This window comes from Paenibacillus guangzhouensis, assembly GCF_009363075.1.
Classification (GTDB): Bacteria; Bacillota; Bacilli; order Paenibacillales; family Paenibacillaceae; genus Paenibacillus_K; species Paenibacillus_K guangzhouensis.
In genome coordinates this window covers 6,709,808-6,729,866 of sequence record NZ_CP045293.1, presented here as the reverse complement: position 1 = coordinate 6,729,866, position 20,059 = coordinate 6,709,808, and the positions used below count along the sequence as shown (strand labels likewise).

Sequence of the window (20,059 nt, the reverse complement as noted above, 5' to 3'; positions counted from 1 at the left end):
GAAACTGCTGTAATCATTCTATTGATCTAAACGCAGAGCGAATAAAAACAACGAGCCTCTAGAACAATTCTAGGGGCTCGTTTTGCGTTTTCACTCTACTAACATTTGTTGATGCAACTGAAATTCGGGATAATGATGATTTTTCCTTTAGCCACTTTTTGGCCACGGTTAAAAATCCCTACAGTTTGAATATTGTCCAGTTCCACACCAAATTCATCACCTGCGAGGATTATGAAATTAGATGTCGGTCGATTGTATCGCGTAATATCTAGACGAACCGGGCTGTTGCTTTCATTTTTTACGATCACGAGCGCGTTTAACCCTAGAGGGTTCTCATTTATATAGAAGCCTTGACCGTATTGTGGTTCTAGTTTGAATTCAAACATTGCCTCTTCTGCACATTTCTCATGGCAAGCTTCATTCATATTTCTCAATTGGCTCTGCCCCTTTCAGTTAAGATAGTACAATATATTAGGGCCCTCTCTTATGTGGCACGATATTTGTCCTAGTAGATTCATCCAATTATTGAATTTGTCCCGTCATGTGATTTGTACGGTTTTCATTTGTCCATGGAACCCTATTTGACCTATTTAATCCGTAAATAGTTCTTCATCCAGTGCCAATCGGTAGCGAGATACATATAAATAGGGTACGAATCTCTTCATAGGTTTGAGTACCTCCACTCCCATTGAAAGGAGTTGTTAGAATGAGCGAGTTACAAAAATTTGTAGGAAAAAAAGTTCAGCTGCTAATTTCGGAATTAAGTACTCCCCTACGTGGAGTTCTTGTAGACTATGGCAGTGATGTGCTCGTTATTCAGCGTAACAATCAGCACCTCTACATCCCTCTGATCCATTTACAGAACATGTTAATGCCCTTATCGACAACAGATGACAATGCGGTACAAGCAGAGGCACCCTTACTCGATCACCATAAAGAACGAATCTCATACCGTAAAATATTGATGCTCGCAAAAGGGGCTTTCTCCGAGGTTTATATTACTGGTAGCCAGTCTCTTCACGGCTATGTCACCAACATTATGAATGATTTTTTTGTATTCTTCTCTCCTGCTTTCCATACGATCCTCATACCGCTTCAGCATTTAAAATATTTAATACCCTATAATTCCAACGAGACACCTTACCGCCTTACCGTTGATAAGTTTCCACTGCAGCCGACGAATATGGCCATGGCCCGGACGTTTGAGCAGCAACTCAAAAAATTCGAAGGATCGTTTGTTGTCTTTGATCTCGGTGAAAACCATAACAAAATTGGACAGCTTCTATCCGTGGACGAGGGTTTTATCGAGTTGATTCAAGCGAATGGGGAATCCAATTTGCTGCTCGTAGACCACGTAAAATGCGTGCATTTGCCTTACTTATAGAGCAATATAGCTTCTAATAAGGGAAATTTCGCGCTTTATCAAGATAAATCGTTAAAGCTTCACCTGAGTCTATTGCAAATTTCAAATCATGGGATTACAATCTCTATTAACCGGTTTGAATTTGAGGAATATGATACTTATGAACGACGATGACGGAGAAAAGTAAGCGAAAGACAGCCTTACAGGGACTGTGTGCCGACCCGACTGAGAGCACACGGAAGGACATGATTTGCTGAAGTTCACTCCAGAGTTGACACCTGAACGAGGAAGAGAGGAAGAATACCCTCATCCTTCAGTAGGGAGGTCCGTCCGCATGACGTTACCATGCATTGAGCGAGAAAGCTGAATTTTACGGCTGTCTAACAAGGGTGGTACCACGGAGTTTCACCGTCCCTTGATTAGGCAGTCTTTTTGCGTTCTAAGGGCCCTAGAATACAGGAGCATGGAATTCGGCGATAATCTGAGTAGAGAATAAAAGGAGCGATTTGAGATGAGCCAGAACAGAGATTTAGACCAGTTACGTAATCAATTAGATGAAATTAACCTAAAATTATTATCCCTATTAAGCGAGCGCGCGGTCATCGCCCAAGAAATCGGCATCGTGAAGCAGAAACAAGGGATTCCCAAATATGATCCAGTACGAGAACGTGAAATGCTCGAAGAGCTCGTTGCACGCAACGATGGTCCTTTCGAGGATGCAACAATTAAGCATTTATTCAAACAAATCTTCAAAGCTTCGCTTGATCTCCAGCAGGATGACCATAAGAAAATTCTGCTCGTCAGCCGCAAAAAGCAGCAAGAGAATACGGTCGTTAACGTAAAAGGGGTTCCGATTGGCGGTTCTGCGCAAGTGATGATTGCCGGGCCATGCTCCGTGGAATCTTACGATCAGCTTAAGACCGTTGCTACGGCGTTAAAAGAATCCGGTATTCGGGTCCTCCGCGGCGGCGCCTTTAAGCCACGCACATCCCCATACGACTTCCAAGGTCTAGGCATTGAGGGCTTGAAGCTGCTCAAGCAAGTAGCGGATGAGCTTGATATGGTGACGATCAGCGAAATTGTACATCCGGGACACATTGAACTCGCAGCGAATTATATCGACATCATTCAGATCGGCGCGCGGAATATGCAGAATTTCGAACTCCTCAAGGCCGCTGGCCAAGTCGGCGTTCCCGTCGTCCTTAAGCGCGGATTAGCAGCCACGATCGAAGAATTCATCCTCGGTGCAGAATACATCGTCGCAGGGGGCAATCCGAATGTTATTCTGATCGAACGCGGAATTCGCACCTATGAGAAATGGACTCGGAATACGCTTGATATCTCCGCTGTTCCGATTTTGAAGCAAGAGACGCATTTACCTGTGCTCGTCGACGTCACGCACTCGACAGGACGCAAAGATATTCTCGTTCCTTGCGCGAAGGCAGCTCTTGCAGCAGGGGCGGACGGCATTATGGTTGAGGTTCATCCTGACCCGGCAACCGCACTATCCGATGCGCAGCAGCAGCTTAATATCGAACAATTCCACGATTTCTGGCACCGCGTCAAGTCTTCCGGATTGTTCAACGCATAAATAACCCCCCACAAAGTGATGCTTTGACCTCGAAGCGATTCAGGTACTTAGCGGGGACTCCGATAAATTCTATACCTAAAAGAAAAGGCATACCTCGAAGCAATAGGTGGTTGATCAACAACCGATCCCGTGCTTCATGGTATGCCTTTTGATTATATCGCGGCTCTTAACACAGCTTTTGCTCATTTCACTTTTGCTAAAGTTGTGTTATACGCCTAGCCATTTCTTGAACATATGCTTCGTTGTCGCCTTATTCATCTCAGCGATCGATGTTGTAAGCGGAATGCCCTTCGGACAGGAACGTACGCAGTTCTGCGAGTTACCGCAGCCCTCGATGCCCCCCTCTTCCATCAGCGCATCAAGACGCTCATCCTTGTTCATCTCACCTGTTGGATGCGCATTGAACAAGCGGACTTGCGAGATCGGCGCAGGACCGATAAAGCTTGTTTTCTCGTTCACATTCGGACAAGCTTCTAAGCAGACGCCGCATGTCATACACTTCGACAATTCATAAGCCCATTGACGTTTGGATTCTGCCATCCGCGGTCCAGGACCAAGATCGTACGTCCCGTCAATTGGAATCCATGCCTTCACTTTCTTCAAAGCATTGAACATCCGGCTGCGGTCGATGACAAGGTCGCGAACGACAGGGAAAGTACTCATTGGCGCAATACGAACGGGCTGCTCGAGCTTATCGACGAGCGCAGAGCAAGCTTGACGCGGTTTGCCATTGATGACCATCGAACATGCGCCGCACACTTCCTCCAAGCAGTTGGACTCCCAGCATACCGGCGATGTTGCTTGACCACTCGCGTTCTTCGGGTTCCGCTGGATTTCCATCAGCGCACTGATCACGTTCATCCCTGGACGGTATGGCACTTCGAATTCTTCTGTATAAGACTTCGCATCCGGTTTGTCCTGACGCGTGACGATGAATTTAACGGTTTTGGATGTTACTGTAGTCTCCGCCATCGTTATTCTCCTTTCTTCTTATCTGTCGAGTAGTCGCGTTTACGCGGCTTAATAAGCGATACATCTACCTCTTCGTACGAAATGGTCGGGCCATCCGGCGTCCAAGCCGCTTTCGTCGTCTTCAAGAAATCTTCATCATTACGATCCGGGAATTCCGGTTTATAGTGCGCACCGCGGCTCTCGTTACGCATTAATGCGCCAAGTGTCATCGCTTCGGATAGCTCTAACATATTCCATAGCTGGCGGGTGAATGCTACCCCTTGGTTGTTCCAACGCGCTGTATCGGTCATGTTAATGTTCTGATAACGCTGCTTCAATTCCTTGATCTTGCCAATCGTCTCTTCGAGCTTCTTGTTATAACGAACAACCGTCATGTTATTCGTCATCCATTCGCCGAGTTCCTTGTGGAGGACATACGCATTTTCTTTGCCTTCCATTTTAAGCAAGCTCTCATACTTGTTCGTCTGCTTCTTGCTCTCGCGATCGAACACGGAAGAGGAAATGTCTTCAGCCGATTTCTTCAGGCCGCGGATATACTCCACTGCTTTTGGTCCAGATACCATCCCGCCGTAGATCGCGGACAAGAGCGAATTCGCGCCCAGACGATTCGCACCATGATATTGATATTCACATTCGCCGGCTGCGAATAGCCCAGGAATGTTCGTCATTTGATTGTAGTCAACCCACATGCCGCCCATCGAATAGTGAACAGCCGGGAAGATCTTCATTGGAATTTTACGGGGATCGTCACCCATAAATTTCTCATAGATCTCAATGATACCGCCGAGCTTCACATCGAGGACCTTCGGATCTTTGTGCGACAGGTCAAGGTAGACCATGTTCTCGCCATTGATGCCGAGCTTCTGATCCACACAGACACTGAAGATCTCGCGCGTTGCGATATCCCGTGGCACAAGGTTACCATATGCCGGATATTTCTCTTCGAGGAAGTACCATGGCTTACCGTCTTTGTATGTCCAGATCCGTCCGCCTTCACCGCGAGCAGATTCCGACATCAACCGAAGCTTATCGTCCCCAGGGATGGCTGTCGGGTGAATCTGAATGAACTCTCCGTTCGCATAGTGAACGCCTTGCTGGTAAACTGCGCTCGCTGCCGTACCTGTATTAATAACCGAGTTCGTTGTTTTACCGAAAATAATACCAGGGCCGCCTGTTGCCAAGATAACCGCATCCGCTGCAAATGTAACGACTTCCATCGTACGTAGATCTTGCGCCGTAATCCCGCGGCAGACACCTTCATCATCAATGACGGCCGATAGGAATTCCCAATGCTCGCGTTTCGTGACTAGACCTGCTGCCTCATGACGGCGAACTTGCTCGTCAAGTGCGTACAAGAGCTGCTGTCCCGTTGTTGCTCCGGCAAATGCTGTACGGCTGTATTTCGTTCCGCCGAACCGGCGGAAGTCGAGTAATCCCTCCGGTGTACGGTTGAACATAACGCCCATCCGGTCCATCAAATGGATAATCCCTGGCGCCGCATCACACATCGCTTTGATCGGAGGCTGATTCGCTAAGAAGTCTCCCCCATATACCGTATCGTCGAAGTGCTCCCATGTCGAGTCGCCTTCACCCTTCGTATTGACGGCACCGTTAATTCCGCCCTGTGCACATACGGAGTGAGAACGTTTAACCGGTACGAGTGAGAATAATTCAACATGCACATCTGCTTCTGCTGCTTTGATCGTGGCCATCAGACCTGCTAGTCCGCCGCCGACGACGATGATTTTAGATTTCGACATTTCATTCCACCCCTTAACCGTTAATCAAGTTTACAAGCCCTGCTGCTTCAAACTCACTGCCTGTGAATGCGACCAGTGACAGAATGAACAAGAGCGATACTAGAACGAATAAGCCCATGCAAATATAAGAAGAGACGCGTTGCGCACGAGGTCCAACCGTAATTCCCCAGCTCACGAGGAACGACCATAGCCCGTTGCTGAAGTGGAATACCGCTGCTACGACCCCAATGACATAAATGATAAAGTAGATCGGTTGTGATAAAATTTCATTCATATGCTGACCCAATTCTTCATGCGTCAAATTACCAAGCGTAACTTGGAAACGTGTCGTGTATAGATGCCATACGACGAACACAAATGTAATTACACCCGTTACCCGCTGCAGCATGAACATGATGTTTCGACCATAGCTGTAATTGCTGACGTTATTTCTTGCTTGATAGGCAATATAGAGACCGTATACGCCGTGATAGAGCAGCGGCAAGAAGATACCGAAAATTTCTAAGAAGATGACTAATGGAAGATCATTCAGAAATTTAACGCTGCTGTTAAACCCTTCTTTGCCTCCTTCGAACGCGGAGTAGTTCGTCAACATGTGCTCCAGGATAAACAAGCCCAGCGGAATAATCCCGAGTAGCGAGTGCAACTTCCGTGAGTAAAAAGAAGTCCCTTTCATAAGTAAGCGTTTCCCCTTTCAATCATTGCCTAGATTGGTTTCCATTTTTCATGTGAACAACTTGTGAATGGTTTATATCACCTACCATGTTACTCCTTTTTCGCTTATAATGGAAATGCGTATTTTTTATTAGTTTTTATAACTTATTCGCATAAGAGGTGTCGAAATGTTGGAAATGATGCAATATTTTGCAGCTGTCGTCGAACAGTCAAGTCTGAACAAAGCTTCTCAGCTGTTGAATTTATCACAACCAGCCCTTTCTCGGAAAATTACCAAATTGGAAGACCAGCTCGGTGTCCAGCTCTTCACGCGAATTGGCAAAAAGCTCGAATTGACGAGAATCGGTCAGCTTACCTACGAATTCGCACTCGAAATGCGCCAGATTGAACGCGATTTATTGCAGACGATCGCTGAATATAAAGCAACGGACAAGAGTATGATTACAATCGGCGCCAGTCTGACGACCTTGCAATCTACGCTGCCAGATCTTATTCATGTCTTCTTGGCCAAGCATCCGGAGACCGAGATGAAGGCGATCACAGGCAAAACCCATGAAATCGTCACGCTCGTACGGGAGAAGAAGGTCGATATCGGTCTTGTTGCTTCCCTAATTAATGAACCGCCACTCCAGTGCCTTCCGCTATTCGAGGACCACCTGGATCTCGTATTGCCGAAGCATCATGTCCTGCATGCCAAGAAATCGATCGATATTCAAGACTTGAACGGGCTTCCGATGATCCTGTTCTCAAGAGGGACATGGTACCGGATCTTGACCGATGATCTGTTCCATCGCTGCCGGGTCATTCCGGATGTTCGGATGGAGATCGACTCCTTCGAAGCGATCATTCGGCTGCTGGCAACAGGCAAATCGGCAACGCTGCTCCCGCACTCTTATTTACGGCCTCAGTTGCTCGCAGATAACGAGCTCACCGTCGTTCACTTACGCGAATTGGAGCAGACCAAGCGCACCACATCATTGATCTATTCCGATCCCGCTTCGCTCAGCAGTTCAGCGCAAATGCTTATCCAAGAAGCAGCTGCCTATGCCAAGCTGCAGTCTTTCACCGCGAAAGCAAAGAGCCATGGATATTAATCCTTGGCTCTTTGTCTTTGCTTATTTCCTATTTATTGGGGTGTACCTCAAGCCCTAGCTTCCTCGCCATCCAAGCTGTAGAGCTAGCCTGCACCAATATCGTGAGCATAATGGCCATGAAGGTCACGGACGCAATGATATCGGCATGCTCTACGCCAGAAGCGGCAATCATCCCGGATAATGCAGCCGGGATAACCCCGGTCTCACGCACCCAGACCATAAACGCCATTTCTCGCCACGTCCATTTCGCCTTACGGTCAGGTAGCGCACATGCGATCACCGTGAGCGGTCTCGCGATGAACATCAGCACAAGCACCACGATCAAGCTTGGCCAGAAATATTCGATCAAGACGCTGAAATTCACCTGGCTGCCGAGCAGAATGAAGATGAGCATCCGCATCAATACCGTGATATTATCAGCAAAATGATCCATCTCTTGCCGCTTCTCATGCATCGATAAACCGAATGTTTTCTCGTTACCCCAGATCAATCCTGCGACGAAAGTCGCCATGAACCCGCTGACGTGGAGCAGATCACCAACTAAATATGCGGCAAGAGCAACGACGATCATCGCGATGGTCGTATATTCACGCAAGATTGCGAATCGAGCATGCCCAGTTAAATACGTAAACGGAAACGCGACTAATACACCCACCAAGATGCCGCCGACCGCCGTCTTTAAGAAATCGACAACCATCGGTCCCGCTTCCAAGCTTCCTTGACCTAACACCACCGCAAGCAGGGTAAACGTAATAATAGACCCTGTCGCATCGTTAAACGCCGACTCGCTCTCCACCGTCTCACGGACCTTATCCTGAATCTTGACCTGCCTGAACACGGGGATGATCGATGCTGGGTCTGTCGATGCAATCACCGCACCGACTAACAACGATAGAATCCATTCAAGCCCGAACAGATAATGCGCCGCTGCACCCACAACACCGACTGTAATCAAGACACCGGGTACGCTTAATAAGGAGACGGTGACCCAAACCTTGCGCAGCCCATGAAGACCGATATTCCGTCCGCCGTCGAATAGAATTAAGGTTGAACCCGCTGTTAGAATGGTCTGATTCAGTACGGAACTGCTCGTCTCATGAATCCAGTGCAATCCTTGTCCGAGCACCATACCGATCAGAATAAAGACAACGACATCCGGGAGCTTCAGCCATGAAGCGATTTTGCCAGCTGCCATGCCGGCTACGAAGATTAATACCAGTAAAACGAGCAAATGCTGAATAATTTCTCCCGTTGCTGTTCCCAAGCTATCACATCCTTGAATGATCAATTCACTGCTGTATTACGACAACACTTCGCCGTCGGTCATCCGCTCTTCGAAGGCATCAATTTGCTCATTGGTTCCGATAATGACCATAATATCTTTCTCCGAGAGCACTTGTTCCGCTGTCGGAACAACGATAACCCCTTCCTTCTTGTTGATCGCAACAATGCTGCAGCCGAATCGCGATCGCGGGCTAAGCTCCTTGAGCGAGACACCGTCAAGACAGCTAGGAACGGTCAACTCCGCAATCGAATAATCTTTGGACAGTTCAATATAGTCGAGCAGATTCGGCGACACCAGCTGATGCGCCACCCGAATCCCCATATCACGCTCAGGGAATATCACACGGTCTACACCGATCCGCTCCAATACGCGGCCATGCAGCTCCGTAATCGCTTTGGCGACAACTTTCTTCACACCTAGCTCCTTCAGCTGAATCGTGGCCAGTATGCTCGTCTGAATATCATCCCCAATGGCGACGACGCCGCAATCGAAGTTGCGAACGCCCAGCGAGCGCAAGGTGTCCACATCGGTCGCATCCGCGACGACGGCATGTGTCAGCTTGCCATTCATCGCATCAACAACCTCTTCATCCTTATCAATCCCTAACACTTCATGTCCAAGTTCGATCAATTCCTTCGCAAGACTTGAACCAAACCGTCCTAATCCGACCACTGCAAATTGTTCTGTTTTCATGTCTTTCTTTCGATCTCCTATCCAATAATCATTTTACCTTCCGGATGACGATACAACTCTTTTTCGGTCTTCGGTCCAATCGCATAAGCTAAAGTCAATGGTCCGAGCCTTCCGATGAACATCATCAAGCTAATCATAATTTTACCGAATACCGTCAATTGCGCAGTTAGACCCATCGTTAATCCGACGGTACCAAAAGCCGACGTCGTCTCGAACAGGATCATCAAGAAGTTGTGATCCTCCGTCGTCGAGAGCAGCATCGAGACCACTACAACCAGCATGAGTGCAAGGAAGGTGATCGTTAATGCTTTGAAGATGCGTTCCTTCGCAAGACGATAACGGAACATAACGACATCTTCTTTACCGCGAATCATGGATATGACAGCCCCGAGCAGAATCGTAAAGGTCGTCGTCTTGATCCCGCCACCGGTCGAGCCGGGAGAGGCCCCGATAAACATCAATATAATGGTAAAGAACTGTGATGCTTGACGCATGCTTCCGATATCAATGGTGTTCGCTCCCGCTGTACGCGGAGATACGGACTGGAAGAAGGAGGCGAGTATTTTACCGGGCCAATCCAGCGAAGCGAGTGTCTTATTATTCGTAAATTCAAAGACAAAAATAACAATCGCCCCGAACACAATCAAGAAGCTGGTCATGGATAACACAACTTTCGTATGTAAAGAGAATTTTCTCCGATTTCTATAATCCACCACATCCGCCATGACAATAAATCCGATCCCACCGAAGATAATAAGGAGCATGGCGACAATATTCACAAGTGGGTCGCTAACATAGGCCGTTAAACTTGTGAAGTGACCGAATAGGTCAAACCCTGCATTGTTGAAAAAGGATACCGCATGGAATATCCCGAAGTAGAGGGCACGGGTAAACGGCATATCGAAGGACCATCGGATTGTGAACAACGCCGCTGCTACAGCTTCAATCGTGATCGAGTAGAGAAGAACCCGCCGAATTAATCGCACAATGCCTTCCATACTCGATTGGTTCATCGCTTCTTGAAGAATTAATCGCTCAGATAAAGAGATTCTCTTCTTGAGTACAAGGGCGAATAACGTAGCCATCGTCATGAAGCCTAACCCGCCGATTTGGATGAGACACATAAGAACAATCTGCCCAAAGACGGTGAAGTGGGTGCCCGTATCCACAACGACTAATCCCGTAACACATGTGGCTGAGGTTGCCGTGAACAAGGCGTCGATGAAATCCAGCTCCGCACCATCTTTATTGGATATCGGGAGCATTAACAGGAGAGCGCCCAACAGGATAATGCAGGCGAACCCAAGGGATAAGATACGCGGAGGCGTTAGCCTAAAAAATCTTTTCTTCAAAATTACCCTTCCCTTCACTAAAATACCAAAGCAAGTATACTTGATCTCCATCGTTTTGTCATACAATGTTTTTAGGGCAGTTTCGATCATACGCTGGTACGATACCAATGAACTATGATATTTTTACTAATATCATCCTGTGGATCTCAAATTTCGGCACACATCATCCATTTTGAAACGTTTAGGAGGAATGTAATGAATCATCTTGGCAACCGCCTTCGACTACAATTCAACCGTAAAATACTACTGACAGCAGGAAGCATCGGACTCATCATCTTCTTACTCCTGCAAGTACTGCCCGCGTTCTTCTCGCCGCAAGCAAGTGATGCGCCTGAGCAGGCCGCCATCTCCAAAGAAGCTGCGACAGACAAAGCGCTTGCATTCGTGAAGAAAAACTGGCCGCAAGCAACACCGGATGTAACGAATCGTAATGTATCATACGCGACCAATTCTAACCTTTATGGTTATCTTGTTGCCAACAAGCTATTAGATAAATATCACAAATCGTTCATCCAAAAATATCCTTATGAATATTATCGAGTTGAGCTGCCGGAACGTGGTGTCCCGAGCAAAGCCTATTACGTCTATGTAAACATGCAATCTGGCGACATCGTCTCATGGAAAATGTTCACACCAGAGGATACGCCGTCTCTTCGTACAACCGATGAATTAATCGATGCAGCGAAACAGCATTTAGCGCAAACCGGCTATGACATCAATATGCTAACGGTGAACAAGACGACTTCAGAGCAGAATTATCCGAATCACAAAAACATTATTCTGGAAGATACAACTCGTAAAATCGGCGACGCCAGATTACTGATCACGGTCCAGTTCATTCAAGATGAGATTTCATCCGTGACGCCAGCGTTCTCTGTACCGGAATCGCACATGCTCTACGTGCAGCAGCAACAGCGAAATGCCAACTGGATGACAGGTCTCGGTTACTATCTGCTTACCTTCGTCCTTGCTGTCTTAGCCGTCATCTACAGTATTCTGAAACGCCGCCACACGTCATTCAAACGCGGTATCTTCCTTACAATGCTCTATACCGGCCTTAGTATCTTCTCATTCTTCAATATCATGCCGGCCATGCGAGCCATGTCTGGCGATATGCCCATCGATGAGACGCTGCTCATCGCTTCAGCCATTTTTCAATGTATTGTCACCGTGCTAATGGGGATTGCAACCTACTTCTCTTTCGTCGGCGGCGATGGACTCTGGCGGGAACGCGGATTGAATCCTTGGCCACGTTTCCGGGAACCAGGCTACGGCGATTATGTATTTAGAAGCATGGGGGTCGGCTATATTACAGCCTTTATCCTTCTGGGATTGCAGGTGATTATCTATATCGTCCTATCCTTGACGATCGGCACATGGTCGACAACCGATGCAACCCAATCGACCTACAACATGATCTATCCGCTGCTCTTCCCACTTATGGCTTGGGTTGCAGGAATCGGCGAGGAAGCGACTTACCGATTGTTCGGCATTGTCATGTTGAAGAAAATTGTTCGCAACACGTTTATTGCATGCTTAATCTCCACGTTAATCTGGGCGTTCGGTCATACGTTATATCCGATCTATCCAACGTATTCGCGTCCCATTGAGCTTATTTTCTTAGGCCTCGGCTTCTCTTGGATCTTCTTCCGGTATGGATTCATTACAGCGGTCTTCGCTCACGTCATCTTCGACAGTATTGGCATGGGGATGAGCGTCATCTTAATGAAGAATGGAGCGGCTTACACGTTGATCGGACTTGGCTACATGATCTTACCGGCCATCGTCGCATGGGTCATTCGCTGGTTCTACCGCATGAGGTATCCGCATGATCCTCAAGAGCCTGAGGAACCTATTCAGCCACAAGAAAAGGAGTCGTAAATTACGACTCCTCCTGAAGCGCTTGTATAATTTGTGAGGCGAGCTTCTCGCCAATCGACAGAGGCCTGAAATCTTCGATGGAGGCCTCTTTGATTTTTTTCAGGGAACCAAAATGCTTCAGCAAGGCCTTTCGGCGCTTCTCGCCAATCCCCGGAATCGAATCCAATTTCGATGTAATCATCGACTTGCCCCGTTGCTCCCGGTGGAATGTAATCGCGAAGCGATGGACCTCATCCTGAATCCGTTGCAAAAGATAGAATTCTTGGCTATCCCGCTTGAGCGGAACCACCTCTGCCGGATCACCTACCATCAGCTGCGCCGTCCGGTGTTTCTCGTCCTTCACAAGGCCGCATACCGGAATAAATAGACCCAGTTCATTCTCAAGCACATCCACGGCCGCGGAGATTTGTCCCCGTCCGCCATCGACGACGACGAGATCAGGCATCGGTAAGTTCTCTTTGAGCACCCGCTCATAACGACGGCGAATCACCTCACGCATCGTACCGTAATCATCAGGGCCGACGACCGTCTTAATCTTGTACTTGCGGTATTCCTTCCGCGCAGGCTTCCCGTCGATGAACACGACCATCGCGGATACCGGGTCCGTTCCTTGAATGTTCGAGTTATCGAAGGCTTCAATCCGATGCAGGCTGTCAAGGCCGATCCATTCGCCAAGATTCTGCGCTGCCTTTACGCTGCGTTCCTCATCCCGTTCGATCAATTTGAACTTCTCATCGAGCGCGATCTTCGCGTTCTGCATCGCCATCTCGACGAGCTTCTTCTTCGATCCGCGCTTCGGAATGTTCACCTTCACTTTGAGCCAGCCCTCTAATGCATCTGCACCGTTTTCTGCAGACACTTCAGCAGCTTGATCGGCAGCATCGTCATCCGGCAAATAGATTTCACGCGGTAAAGCACTGTTCTCGCTATAATATTGACTGACGAAGGACATGAAGTCATCGTATGCCGTTCCATAGTAAGGGAACGTCGAAGAGTTCCGCTGTATCATTTTGCCTTGGCGCATATAGAGAATCTGCACGGACATCCAGCCCTTGTCGACGGCATAACCGAAGACATCTCGGTCCATGTTATCGGCAGTCGTAATGTTCTGCTTCTCCATTAATGCATCGATGCTTAGGATCTGATCGCGAAGCTCCTTCGCCCGCTCGAATTCCAGCGCTTCCGCCGCCTCACCCATACGCTGCTGCAAATCCCGCTTAATCTCTTCATGACCGCCATTCAGAAACCGCGTAATCTCTTGGATCATCCCCTCATTCTGAGCTGCGGTCACTTCCTCCACACAAGGGCCAAGACATTGGCCGATATGATAATACAGGCAGGCTTGGTTCGGAATGTTCACGCATTTGCGCAAGGGATACATTCGATCGAGCAGCTTCTTCGTCTGCTGTGCCGCGAAGGCATTCGGATAAGGACCAAAGTATTTTGCTTTATCCTTAAGGACACGGCGTGTGACTTCCAGTCGCGGATGCGTATCATTTGTAATTTTGATATATGGATAAGTCTTATCGTCTTTCAAGAGAACGTTGTATCTTGGATAATGCGTCTTAATCAGGTTGCACTCCAGAATGAGTGCCTCCATGTTGCTCGCCGTCACGATATATTCGAAATCGCGGATATCCGCGACCAGGCGCTGCGTCTTGCCGTCATGACTACCCGTGAAATAGGATCGAACACGATTCTTAAGCACCTTCGCCTTACCGACATAGATAATCGTGCCTTCACTGTTCTTCATCAGATAACATCCCGGTTGGTCCGGAAGAAGTGCTAATTTGTTGCGTATATTCTCCATTGCTTTCTCGTAATCATCCGGATGCTCCGTCATCTGTATTCAACTCCCAATATGAAAACATAAGTTCGATATCCATTATATCAAACCTGTTGCTTCATGCCTATGCGGGATCACAGATTTCACTTCACAGATGCTGGCAATCGTACACCGATGAGCCGGTCTTCCGCTTGAATGATGACCGTCCGGCCTGCCTTCAAGGTCGGCCCGTAGAAATGGGCATTCGTGCGAACCTTGAACAGTGCCTTCGTCGTATCGACATCCAGCCCATACAGGACGCCATCGGTCTGCGCACGGTACATCACGCTACCGTAAATCTCCACTTGGGCCGCAGGATTGTCACCGGTCCAAGCCATCTCTTGGCCGCCCGACATCTTAATGCCTTTGATTTCTTGCGTATTGCGATCTTGGAACAAGAACTTCCCTTGGTGCATCGCGCCTAAGAAGCTCACGTCTGGGTACATGACGGCCCATGTCTTAACCGGTTTGCTCGCGCCAGCTTCCGAAGAGAAATCATACTGTGCAATCCGCTGCCCTTGGGCCATATAGAGATTGTTGCCATCCAGCAAAATACGACCGTTTCCAGGGCTATACGGCGGCTGTCCAGCCATCTTATAGCTATAGGTTCTCGTCTCGCGAGCTTTACCCGTCTGCAGATCCAAACCTAGAATCGTAAGCTCGCGATCCGCCACCGCATCGTCCATATTTAACTCATCGGTCTTCGAAAAAGCCATGCCGTTCTTCAAGAGGATCGGCATATCCTGCCGAGATTGGCCCCATTTCTTCTTGCCCGTCTTTAGGTCGAACGCATCCAATTGAACGGTGGTCAGCGCGCCTTGGACGGTGAATGTCGCTAACAGAACACCGTCCGCCTCCATCACATCCAAGGCATAAATGGCACCCGGTTCCTCCGTGCTCCATAACAGTTTCCCCGTTGAAGCTGACAACGCATCGATTTTACGCTCATGATGCAGTACGTAGACACGATCCCCTTGCGGAATCACGTTCACGACTTCCGTATATTTCGCCGTCCATTTAGTCTTGCCTTGGCCCGCGCTCACGGCATAGACTTGGCCTGCTTGAGAGACGCCATAGACAACGCCTTGGTTCACTTTAATGGTCGAAGTCAGGTTCTGTCCATATGTCCACTGCTTCTTCCCCGTCGTTACATCGATCGACACCAACTTCTTATCCTTCAATGCGAATACTTGATTCCCTACCGCTTGCGCCGTCGTAATCGCCTGCCTATTTTCATTGCGATCGACCGCAAATGTCCATGCCGGCTTTAGCTCCGACACTTGTCCCATGACTCTACTATTCTGCATCACGTTCTCCGAGATGACGGGCTTCTCCACCTGACCCGCCGTTCCTGCGGCTAGCGCCGTGCCGAATGTTCCGGCCCACAACGTTAACGCGATTCCGCCAACCAATACCTGTTTCCATTTCGTATGTAGCAAATTTCTGCACTCCTCTTTCCATATCATGTTAATCATAGATATAGACGGATGACAGCCCAAAATGTTTCAAAATCTTACCAGACAACAAAAAAAGCCCTCCCGTTCTCACGGGAAAGGCTTCTCTTTCATGCATCTTATTGGTGTTTGCCAACCATGCTTTTCAGCGCATCTTTCGAATTCAGACCAACCACTTTATCCACCGGTTGACCGTCTTTGAATACGATTAGCGTTGGGATGCTCATTACACCGAAACGGGAAGCCGTCTCAGGGTTCTCATCCACGTTCACTTTTGCGATTTTGAGGGAATCGCCGATTTCTGCATCAAGTGCTTCCAATTCTGGAGCAAGACGTTTACAAGGACCACACCAAGGTGCCCAGAAATCAACTAGAACGACGCCTTGACCTTCGACCTCAGTTGTGAATGATTGATCGGTTACGTTTACAATTGCCATGACAATGTCCTCCTTTATATAGAACCAATTTTTTTTAGATACTCATCAATTGAAAGTATACCACAACCAACTTCATTTTGTGAAATATGACTAAAGTTTGTCACTTTAGGCGACTTTACAAATAAACGATTCTTTCGTTATACTAATAGTAATATTTGGATTCGTGATTTGTGATGCTTATCATTGCAATGACGGAACCGATTGTCAGGGGGCAGATCATGATGGAAGATACCATCAAGTTATCGACGAACGATCCAACACTACATGTAAATGAAGAGATCCGCAACGACTTCTCCGACGTCTTCAATGGATTTACATTCATGTTCTTATTCATGTTTGTTGTATTCTTCGGTATGGTGATCATCAAGTTCTTAGCAAGCTAATACAAGCCTTATTCAAGAAACGAATAAAGTCTGAACCACCCGTCTGCACTGACAATGGGGTTCAGACTTTTTTTATTATTTACGGATTAATTCGAAGTTAATCGTTCAGAAGAAGTCGGAGGGGGAGAATAATTCAGCTCAAACCGCTTGCGCTCCGTGCGCTCCATCTGCACAATCTTGCCATCATGAACTGTAATCAGCACGGAACCAAACTCCATGCCATTCAATAACGCAACAATCTGATCACGCCAACGCTCATCGATTTCCAACGCTCTCCCCATACTCATCCTCCTTATTCACCAAGAAAGAAAATTCATTTCATTCCGACCTATTTACTATGAATTGGTAATTATTATCATATCACCTTGCTCGCGACTCGTCAATTGGTCATATTGCGAGAAGCGAGATGCCGCTGCCTTCGTTCAATCAGGCTCTTCGCGACTAACGTCACGAGCGCTAAGACCACGAGCAGTGAAGCAACGGCAAACGCAGCGGAGAATTGATATTCGTTATACAGAATTTCGATATGAAGCGGTAGCGTGTTCGTCTCTCCGCGGATATGTCCCGATACGACGGAGACGGCACCAAATTCGCCGATCGCTCGCGCGTTGCAGAGAATGATGCCGTAGAGCAGTCCCCATTTGATATTCGGCATCGTCACATGCCAGAAGATATGCCATCCTCGTGCCCCAAGACTTGCGGCCGCTTCTTCCTCCTGCTTGCCTTGCGCTTGCATGAGCGGAATCAGCTCGCGCGCGACGAAGGGGAATGTTACGAAGGTCGTCGCGAGGATAATTCCCGGAACGGCATAGACGATCTGCAGATGATTCGCTTCCAGGAATGGACCGAACCACCCCCTTGCTCCGAATAGTAATACGAACACAAGCCCTGAGATCACGGGCGACACGGCAAAAGGCAAATCGATCAGCGTGAGCAATATATTCTTGCCGCGGAATTGGAACTTCGTGATCGCCCACGCGGCCGCTATGCCAAATAGGGTATTCAGCGGCACTGCGATAAGTGCAACGAGTAGCGTTAATTGCAGTGCCGCTATCGCATCGGGTTCGATCAATGCCGTTAGATACAACTCCACGCCTTTCTTCAACCCTTCATAGATGACGGTCACTAACGGCAAGATGAGCACTAACCCGATGAATAATAAAGCAATTGTAATCCACAGCCATCGAAAAGGCAGCGACTCCGTCGCATGCCTAGGCCTCACTTCTGAGTTACCCGATGCGCTGTTCATCGCAACTGTTCCTGCCACACTTCACCCCTCCTCTATTCTGCAATAGCTCGATGTTGACTGCGCCATTGCAAGAAGTTAATCACTAGTAGCATGACAAATGAGCTGAGCAGCATCACGAGTGCAATGGCCGTCGCGCCTACATAATCGAATTGCTCCAGCTTCGTCATAATCAGGAGCGGCGTGATTTCCGTCTTGAACGGCATATTGCCGGCGATGAAAACCACGGAGCCATATTCGCCGATGGCTCTGGCGAAGGCTAGCGCGAATCCCGTCCACAAGGCAGGCGTTAGCTCCGGCAAGATGACGCTCCGGAAGGTCCTCCAGCGATAAGCGCCAAGCGTCACCGCCGCTTCCTCAATCTCGCGGTCCAGCTCCTGAAGGACGGGTTGAACCGTCCTTACGACGAAGGGGAGCCCGATAAATATAAGCGCAATCGTAATCCCGATTTGAGTATAAGCGATTTTGATCCCGAGCGGTGCGAACAGCTTCCCCATGATCCCATTCTCGGCATAGATCGCAGTCAATGCGATCCCCGCTACCGCCGTCGGCAGGGCAAATGGAAGATCAATAATGCCATCGATCAGCTTTTTGCCTGGGAACTTGTATCGGACGAGAACCCAAGCAAGCAAGAGACCGAAAATAACATTAATGACCGCCGCATAGAAGGCAGATAAAAATGTAACCCGGTAGGAAGATATAACACGTGGATCGGATATCGTCTGCCAGATTTTATCCCAACTCGCACCCGCCGTCTCGACGAACAGGCTCGCCAGCGGAATCAGGACAATAATGCTTAAATAGAAGATGGCGTAGCCAAGGGTAAGTCCGAATCCCGGCAGCACTTTTACACGTTTGGACTTGATGTGCGTCATCGTTATTTACCCGCTGCATAAATTTGATCGAACAATCCACCATCAGCGAAATGCTTCTCTTGCGCCGCGGTCCAGCCGCCGAAATCTTTATCGATCGTAAGCAGTTTGAGGGATGGGAATTGATCTTTATACTTGTCAGCTACATCCTTCAGAATAGGACGATAGAAATTCTTCGCAACGAGGTCTTGCGCTTCCGGGGTGTAGAGATACTTCAGATATTCCTCCGCGACTTCGCGCGTGCCGCGCTCATCCACGACTTTATCGACAACAGCCACTGGCGGTTCAGCCAAAATGCTTAAAGATGGATAGACGATTTCGAACTTATCTTTTCCGAGTTCGTTCGTTGAGAGTAAGGCTTCGTTCTCCCAAGCTAACAGTACATCACCGATGCCGCGTTCCACGAAAGTCGTCGTCGAGCCCCGTGCGCCTGAATCTAATACCGGTACATTTTTGAACAATTTCGAGACGAACTCTTTCGCTTTATTCTCATCGCCGCTGTTCTGTTCGAGCGCGTAGCCCCATGCTGCAAGGTAGTTCCATCGTGCGCCGCCGGACGTTTTCGGGTTCGGTGTAATGACGCCTACGCCGTCTTTAACGAGATCGCTCCAATCATGAATACCTTTGGGATTTCCTTTTCGCACCAAGAAGACAATCGTTGAAGTATATGGCGCACTGTTATCTTCGAATTTCTTCTGCCACCCCTCTTGAATAAGGCCCGCCTTCTGAATCGCATCCACATCATAACCGAGTGCGAGGGTCACCACATCCGCCTTGAGCCCATTCACGACCGAGAGACTCTGCTTCCCTGAACCGCCATGCGATTGCTTAATCGTTACGGTCTGACCCGTTTTTTTCTGCCAATAGTCACTGAATACTTTGTTATAAGCTGCATATAATTCACGTGTCGGGTCATAAGAGACATTGAGCAGCTCGACCGGTTCTTTGCTCGGCTCCTTTTTCGCTTCTGTCGTTGTCTGGCTTGTTGTTTCTTTGGCTGGTTCCGTCTTCGGTGCTTCGGCCGTTTTGGATCCGCACGCAGCCGCAGTCACGGCTAACAATAATAAGACGACGATGGTGGTTACTCTCTTCTTCATACGGTTTTCCCCTCTCAATATGCAGATTGCAAAATAAAAAAGGACAGCGGGAAGAAACGAATGCGATGAGCAAATAAAG

General features: G+C 48.3%; 19 protein-coding genes and 1 other annotated feature. Of the genes, 5 read left to right on the top strand and 14 right to left on the bottom strand.

Annotated elements, in window-relative coordinates; translation table 11 throughout:
- Nucleotides 1-98 precede the first annotated feature (98 nt).
- Entirely contained in the window at nucleotides 99-434 is a 336-nt protein-coding gene (locus tag GCU39_RS30275) for a hypothetical protein (protein WP_152396868.1), read from the bottom strand.
- 272 nt (nucleotides 435-706) lie between these two features.
- Here GCU39_RS30275 and GCU39_RS30270 point away from each other — a divergent pair, with 272 nt between their 5' ends.
- Together GCU39_RS30270 and GCU39_RS30265 are read left to right on the top strand one after the other, a co-directional pair.
- Nucleotides 707-1,384, top strand: coding sequence for a DUF2642 domain-containing protein (locus GCU39_RS30270; RefSeq protein ID WP_152396867.1), 678 nt, complete (start codon nucleotides 707-709; stop codon nucleotides 1,382-1,384).
- Nucleotides 1,385-1,524: 140 nt separating this feature from the next.
- Nucleotides 1,525-1,782: a binding site (T-box leader), on the top strand.
- Between the two features lie 92 nt (nucleotides 1,783-1,874).
- On the top strand, nucleotides 1,875-2,954 hold the full coding sequence (locus tag GCU39_RS30265) for a bifunctional 3-deoxy-7-phosphoheptulonate synthase/chorismate mutase (RefSeq protein WP_152396866.1): 1,080 nt from the start codon (nucleotides 1,875-1,877) through the stop codon (nucleotides 2,952-2,954).
- 207 nt (nucleotides 2,955-3,161) lie between these two features.
- Here the strand turns inward: GCU39_RS30265 and sdhB are convergent, their stop codons facing one another.
- From sdhB to GCU39_RS30250, 3 genes are read right to left on the bottom strand one after another with little or no spacing between them, the layout of a single operon-like run.
- Complete coding sequence (gene sdhB / locus GCU39_RS30260; RefSeq protein ID WP_152396865.1) at nucleotides 3,162-3,926, bottom strand: succinate dehydrogenase iron-sulfur subunit; 765 nt, start codon at nucleotides 3,924-3,926, stop codon at nucleotides 3,162-3,164.
- A gap of 2 nt (nucleotides 3,927-3,928) precedes the next feature.
- Nucleotides 3,929-5,686, bottom strand: coding sequence for a succinate dehydrogenase flavoprotein subunit (gene sdhA, locus GCU39_RS30255; RefSeq protein WP_152396864.1), 1,758 nt, complete (start codon nucleotides 5,684-5,686; stop codon nucleotides 3,929-3,931).
- Nucleotides 5,687-5,699: 13 nt separating this feature from the next.
- Entirely contained in the window at nucleotides 5,700-6,362 is a 663-nt protein-coding gene (locus tag GCU39_RS30250) for a succinate dehydrogenase cytochrome b558 subunit (protein WP_152396863.1), read from the bottom strand.
- 166 nt (nucleotides 6,363-6,528) lie between these two features.
- Between GCU39_RS30250 and GCU39_RS30245 the strand changes: the two genes are divergently transcribed.
- Nucleotides 6,529-7,455: a LysR family transcriptional regulator gene (locus GCU39_RS30245; RefSeq protein WP_152396862.1), complete on the top strand. Its 927-nt coding sequence runs from the start codon at nucleotides 6,529-6,531 to the stop codon at nucleotides 7,453-7,455.
- Nucleotides 7,456-7,483: 28 nt separating this feature from the next.
- Here GCU39_RS30245 and GCU39_RS30240 read toward each other — a convergent pair whose 3' ends face one another.
- The 3 genes from GCU39_RS30240 to GCU39_RS30230 are packed head-to-tail and all read right to left on the bottom strand — an operon-like array spanning nucleotide 7,484 to nucleotide 10,875.
- A complete protein-coding gene (locus GCU39_RS30240; protein WP_152396861.1) occupies nucleotides 7,484-8,719 on the bottom strand; it encodes a cation:proton antiporter in 1,236 nt (411 codons plus the stop codon).
- Nucleotides 8,720-8,755: 36 nt separating this feature from the next.
- Nucleotides 8,756-9,433, bottom strand: coding sequence for a potassium channel family protein (locus tag GCU39_RS30235; RefSeq protein WP_152396860.1), 678 nt, complete (start codon nucleotides 9,431-9,433; stop codon nucleotides 8,756-8,758).
- A gap of 17 nt (nucleotides 9,434-9,450) precedes the next feature.
- Nucleotides 9,451-10,875, bottom strand: a complete 1,425-nt coding sequence (locus GCU39_RS30230) for a TrkH family potassium uptake protein (RefSeq protein WP_227793378.1) — start codon at nucleotides 10,873-10,875, stop codon at nucleotides 9,451-9,453.
- Nucleotides 10,876-10,980: 105 nt separating this feature from the next.
- On the opposite strand from GCU39_RS30230, the gene GCU39_RS30225 reads away from it, so the two are divergent.
- Complete coding sequence (locus GCU39_RS30225; RefSeq protein ID WP_193726687.1) at nucleotides 10,981-12,666, top strand: CPBP family glutamic-type intramembrane protease; 1,686 nt, start codon at nucleotides 10,981-10,983, stop codon at nucleotides 12,664-12,666.
- A 1-nt stretch (nucleotide 12,667) separates the two neighbouring features.
- Here the strand turns inward: GCU39_RS30225 and uvrC are convergent, their stop codons facing one another.
- From uvrC to trxA, 3 genes are all read right to left on the bottom strand, one after another.
- Nucleotides 12,668-14,509 (bottom strand): excinuclease ABC subunit UvrC, encoded by a 1,842-nt coding sequence (gene uvrC, locus GCU39_RS30220; protein WP_152396858.1) that lies wholly within the window; start codon nucleotides 14,507-14,509, stop codon nucleotides 12,668-12,670.
- 86 nt (nucleotides 14,510-14,595) lie between these two features.
- Nucleotides 14,596-15,930: an outer membrane protein assembly factor BamB gene (locus GCU39_RS30215; RefSeq protein WP_193726686.1), complete on the bottom strand. Its 1,335-nt coding sequence runs from the start codon at nucleotides 15,928-15,930 to the stop codon at nucleotides 14,596-14,598.
- Between the two features lie 134 nt (nucleotides 15,931-16,064).
- Nucleotides 16,065-16,382 (bottom strand): thioredoxin, encoded by a 318-nt coding sequence (gene trxA, locus GCU39_RS30210; protein WP_152396856.1) that lies wholly within the window; start codon nucleotides 16,380-16,382, stop codon nucleotides 16,065-16,067.
- A 218-nt stretch (nucleotides 16,383-16,600) separates the two neighbouring features.
- On the opposite strand from trxA, the gene GCU39_RS30205 reads away from it, so the two are divergent.
- A complete protein-coding gene (locus GCU39_RS30205; RefSeq protein ID WP_152396855.1) occupies nucleotides 16,601-16,765 on the top strand; it encodes a YqzM family protein in 165 nt (54 codons plus the stop codon).
- Between the two features lie 86 nt (nucleotides 16,766-16,851).
- Here the strand turns inward: GCU39_RS30205 and GCU39_RS30200 are convergent, their stop codons facing one another.
- The 4 genes from GCU39_RS30200 to GCU39_RS30185 all read right to left on the bottom strand — a co-directional run bounded on the left by GCU39_RS30200 (nucleotide 16,852) and on the right by GCU39_RS30185 (nucleotide 19,980).
- Nucleotides 16,852-17,046 carry a YezD family protein gene (locus tag GCU39_RS30200; protein ID WP_152396854.1) on the bottom strand — a complete coding sequence of 65 codons (195 nt, stop codon included), beginning with the start codon at nucleotides 17,044-17,046 and terminating at the stop codon, nucleotides 16,852-16,854.
- 98 nt (nucleotides 17,047-17,144) lie between these two features.
- Nucleotides 17,145-18,032 (bottom strand): sulfate ABC transporter permease subunit CysW, encoded by an 888-nt coding sequence (gene cysW / locus GCU39_RS30195; protein WP_152396853.1) that lies wholly within the window; start codon nucleotides 18,030-18,032, stop codon nucleotides 17,145-17,147.
- A gap of 14 nt (nucleotides 18,033-18,046) precedes the next feature.
- The gene (cysT, locus tag GCU39_RS30190; RefSeq protein ID WP_152396852.1) at nucleotides 18,047-18,886 is read right to left on the bottom strand and encodes a sulfate ABC transporter permease subunit CysT; all 840 of its coding nucleotides are present in this window, start codon (nucleotides 18,884-18,886) and stop codon (nucleotides 18,047-18,049) included.
- 2 nt (nucleotides 18,887-18,888) lie between these two features.
- The gene (locus GCU39_RS30185) at nucleotides 18,889-19,980 is read right to left on the bottom strand and encodes a sulfate ABC transporter substrate-binding protein (RefSeq protein ID WP_152396851.1); all 1,092 of its coding nucleotides are present in this window, start codon (nucleotides 19,978-19,980) and stop codon (nucleotides 18,889-18,891) included.
- Nucleotides 19,981-20,059 lie beyond the last annotated feature (79 nt).